The organism is Streptomyces sp. WG7 (assembly GCF_049975785.1).
GTDB lineage: Bacteria > Actinomycetota > Actinomycetes > Streptomycetales > Streptomycetaceae > Streptomyces.
In genome coordinates this window covers 1-4390 of record NZ_JBNGGE010000110.1, presented here as the reverse complement: position 1 = coordinate 4390, position 4390 = coordinate 1, and the positions used below count along the sequence as shown (strand labels likewise).

Here is a 4390-nt window from a genome sequence, read left to right as displayed (position 1 = left end):
GTCCGGACGGTGTGCTGTCGGCGATGGCGCAGGACTGCGTGACCGGTGAAGGCGCCGCCTTCGTCCCTGTCCTGCGCAAGGGCCGTCCCGAGCCGGAGACCGCCGTGACCGCCCTCGCCCACGCCCACGCCCGCGGTGTGACGGTCGACTGGGACCGGTTCTTCGCCGGGACCGGCGCCCGCCGCGTGGACCTGCCCACCTACGCCTTCCAAGGACAGCGCCACTGGCCCGAGCCCGCGGCCCCGCGGCCCGCCGCCGACGCCGCGCGCGACGCGGTGGACGCCCGCTTCTGGGAGGTGGTCGAGAACGCCGGCCCGACCGGGATCGCCGAGGAGTTGGGCATCGACGCGGAGCAGCCACTGAGCGCGCTGCTGCCCGCCCTCTCGCTCTGGCGCCGGGACCAGAGGGCGCGTACGCAGGCGGACGCACGGCGCTACCGCGTCGCCTGGCACCCGTGGCCGCAGGGGAACGGCGACGCCACCCCCACCGGCGACTGGCTGGTGGCCCTCCCGGCCGCCCACGCCGACGACCCCTGGATCGCTGCCGTGACGGCGCGCATCGAGGCCGGCGGCGCCCACGTCGTACCGGTCGTGCTCGACGCCGCCGACGCCGCACCGGACGCGATCGCCGCCCGCCTGCGCGGACACGCCGTCGTGGCCGGTGTCCTGTCGCTTCTCGCGCTGGACGAACGGCCCCACCCCGAGCACCCCGGAGTCCCGGTTGGCCTCGCGCTGACCTCCGCGCTCGCCGAGGCGCTGACCGGCGAGGCCTCCGGGGTCGACGGGCCGCTGTGGTGCGTGACCCGCGACGCCGTCGCGGCGGTCGCCGCGGACGGGCTCGCCGGCGCCGCCCAGGCCCACGTCTGGGGCCTGGGCCGGGTCGTGGCCCTGGAGCACCCCGACCACTGGGGCGGACTCGTCGACCTGCCCTCCGACTGCGACGAACGGGCGCTGAACCGCCTGGCGGCGGTGCTCGCCGGAGCGGGCGACGAGGACCAGCTGGCCGTCCGCGCGTCCGGAACCTTCGTACGGCGCCTGGAGCGTGCCGCGCCCCAGGGACCGGGCGCCGGGACCTGGACCCCGCGCGGCACTGTGCTCGTCACCGGCGGCACGGGCGCGCTCGGCCGCCACACGGCACGATGGCTTGCCGGGCACGGAGCGCAGCGGCTTGTCCTCGTCAGCCGCAAGGGAGCCGACGCGCCGGACGCGGCGGAGCTGGAGAGGGAGCTGTCGGGGCTCGGCGCGCACGTGACGCTCGCCGCGTGCGATGTCGCCGACCGGGCCGCGCTGGGGGCGCTCGTCGAGCGGCTGGCCGCGGAGGGCACTCCGGTGCGTGCCGTCGTGCACGCCGCCGGTGTCTCGCAGCCGCCCGGGACGCACACCGACCTGCCCGGACTCGCCCACGTCGTGGCCGCGAAGACCGCCGGTGCCGTGAACCTCGACGCGCTCTTCGGTACGCCCGACTCGCTCGACGCCTTCGTGCTCTTCTCGTCCATCGCCGGTGTCTGGGGCAGCGGCGGCCAGGGCGCGTACGCGGCGGCCAACGCCTTCCTCGACGCGCTCGCGGAGCGGCGCAGGTCCGAGGGCCTGCCCGCGACCGCCGTCGCCTGGGGCCCGTGGGCCGACGGCGGCATGGCGGCCGAGGGCGACGCGGAGGAGCAGCTGCGCCGCCGCGGACTGCCGCCCATGGCCCCGGCCGGCAACCTGCTGGCGCTGGAACGCGCCGTAGCCGGGCCCGAGGCGGCCGTGACGGTCGCGGAGGTGGACTGGGCGCGCTTCGCACCGGCCTTCACCGCGGCCCGGCCCCGACCCCTCGTCGCCGACCTCCCCGAGGTCCGCGACGCCCTGCGCGCCGGCCCGGCGGCCACCGCGGACGGCACCAAGGACCCGTCCTCCGCGACACTCCGGCGCCTCGCCGAACTCACCGGCGACGACCGGCAGTCGGCCCTGCTGGACCTCGTGCGCGAGCACGCGGCGGCGGCCCTCGGACACAGCTCCGCCGACGCCGTCGCCGCCGAACGCGCCTTCAAGGACCTCGGCTTCGACTCGCTGACCGCCGTCGAACTGCGCAACCGCCTGGGCGCGGCGTGCGGGCTGCGCCTGCCCTCCAGCCTCGTGTTCGACTACCCCAACCCCCGCGCCCTCACCGGGCACCTGCTGCACAGCCTCTTCCCCGAGGCCGCCGGCACCCCCGCCGCCCCCGTGGACAGCGACCCGCAGGACGCCGAACTGCGCCGGACGCTGGCCACCATCCCGCTGGGCCGGATCCGCGAGGCCGGACTGCTGGACACCCTGCTGCGGCTCGCCGCCCCGAACGGCACACCCGCCGGCGCGGCGGACCCCGACACCGCGGACGCCGCGGACTCCATCGACGCGATGGACCTCCAAGCCCTCCTCGACCTGGCACTCGACGGCCACGGCGACCCCGACGGGTCCCACGGCGGGGCCACCGACGACGACAGCAACTGATCCTGACGTGCCCGAAGTGCGGAGTATGTGATGACAACCCCGAACGAAAAAGTCGTTGAAGCGCTGCGGGCATCGCTGAAGGAGACCGAGCGGCTGCGCCGCCGGAACCGGGAGCTGACCGACGCCTCGCGCGAGCCGATCGCGATCGTCGCCATGGGCTGCCGCTTCCCTGGCGGCGTCCGCTCGCCCGAGGACCTGTGGGACCTCGTCGACGGCGGCGGCGACGGCATCACCGGTTTCCCCGCCGACCGGGGCTGGGACATCGAGTCGCTGTACGACCCGGACCCCGACCACGAGGGCACCACCTACGCCCGCCACGGCGGCTTCCTCCACGACGCCGGCGACTTCGACCCCGCCTTCTTCGGGATCTCGCCGCGCGAGGCGCTGGCCATGGACCCGCAGCAGCGCCTGCTGCTGGAGACCACCTGGGAGACGTTCGAACGCGCCGGGATCGACCCGGCCACCCTGCGCGGCAGCCGGGCCGGTGTCTTCGTCGGCGCCTCCGCCAACGCGTACGGCGCCGGAGCCGGGGACCTCCCCGACGGCGTGGAGGGCCACCTCCTCACCGGCACCGCCTCCAGTGTCGTCTCCGGCCGCCTCGCCTACATCTTCGGCCTCGAAGGCCCCGCCGCGACCATCGACACCGCCTGCTCGTCCTCCTCCGTCGCCCTGCACATGGCCGTCCAGGCCCTGCGGCAGGGCGAGTGCTCCCTCGCCCTGGCCGCGGGCGTCACCGTGCTCGCCGGACCCGACGTGTTCGTGGAGTTCAGCCGCCAGCGCGGCCTGTCCGCCGACGGCCGCTGCCGGTCCTTCGCCGAAGCGGCCGACGGCACCGGCTGGTCCGAGGGCGTCGGCGTGCTCCTCGTCGAGCGCCTGTCCGACGCGGTCCGCAACGGCCACCCCGTACTCGCCGTGGTCCGCGGTTCGGCGGTCAACCAGGACGGCGCGAGCAACGGCCTGACGGCCCCCAACGGCCCGTCCCAGCAGCGCGTCATCCGCCAGGCACTGGAGAACGCCCGCCTGACCCCCGCCGACATCGACGCCGTCGAGGCGCACGGCACCGGCACCACCCTGGGCGACCCCATCGAGGCTCAGGCACTGCTCGCCACCTACGGCCAGGACCGGCCCGAGGACCGGCCGCTGCTCCTGGGCTCCCTCAAGTCCAACATCGGCCACACGCAGAACGCCGCGGGTGTCGCGGGCATCATCAAGATGGTCATGGCGATGCGGCACGGTGTGCTGCCGCGCACCCTTCACGTCGACCGGCCGACCTCGCACGTCGACTGGTCGACGGGCGCGGTGTCCCTGCTCACGGACGCCGTGGACTGGCCGGAGACCGGCCGCCCGCGCCGCGTCGGCGTCTCGGCGTTCGGCGTCAGCGGCACCAACGTGCACACGATCATCGAGCAGGCCCCGGAGCCCGAGGAGACGGACGCCCCGGCCGCCGCCCCGGCACCCGCCGCCGGGGGTGCGGTGCCGTTGCCGCTCTCGGCGAAGGGACGCGACGCGCTCCGCGAGCAGGCCCGCCGCCTTCACGCGTACGTCGACCGGAACGCCGGGACGCGCGCGGTCGACGTCGCGCACTCCCTCGCCACGACCCGCGCCTCCTTCGAGGACCGCGCCGTCGTCGTCGCCGAGGACCGCGACGCCTTGCTGTCGGGCCTCGCCGCCCTGTCCGCGGGCGAGGCGGCGCCGGGCGTGGTGACCGGCTCGCCCGTCGCGGGCAAGACCGCGTTCCTGTTCACGGGGCAAGGCAGTCAGCGGCTGGGGATGGGGCGTGAGTTGTACGGCGCTTATCCGGTGTTCGCCGAGGCCCTGGACGCGGTGGGTGAGCGGCTTGGGCTGGGTGTGTTGTTCGGTGATGACGCGGAGGTGTTGGATCGTACGGAGTTCGCGCAGCCGGCGTTGTTCGCGGTGGAGGT

General features: G+C 75.7%; 2 protein-coding genes. Both read left to right on the top strand.

The annotated features are described in order from the left end of the window. Nucleotides 1–2468 (top strand): beta-ketoacyl reductase (locus tag ACP4J0_RS38200; RefSeq protein ID WP_426604006.1); only part of this gene is annotated, 2468 nt, incomplete at its 5' end. A gap of 27 nt (nt 2469–2495) precedes the next feature. Then, the coding region (locus ACP4J0_RS38195; protein WP_426604004.1) for a type I polyketide synthase at nt 2496–4390 on the top strand (1895 nt) is incomplete at its 3' end.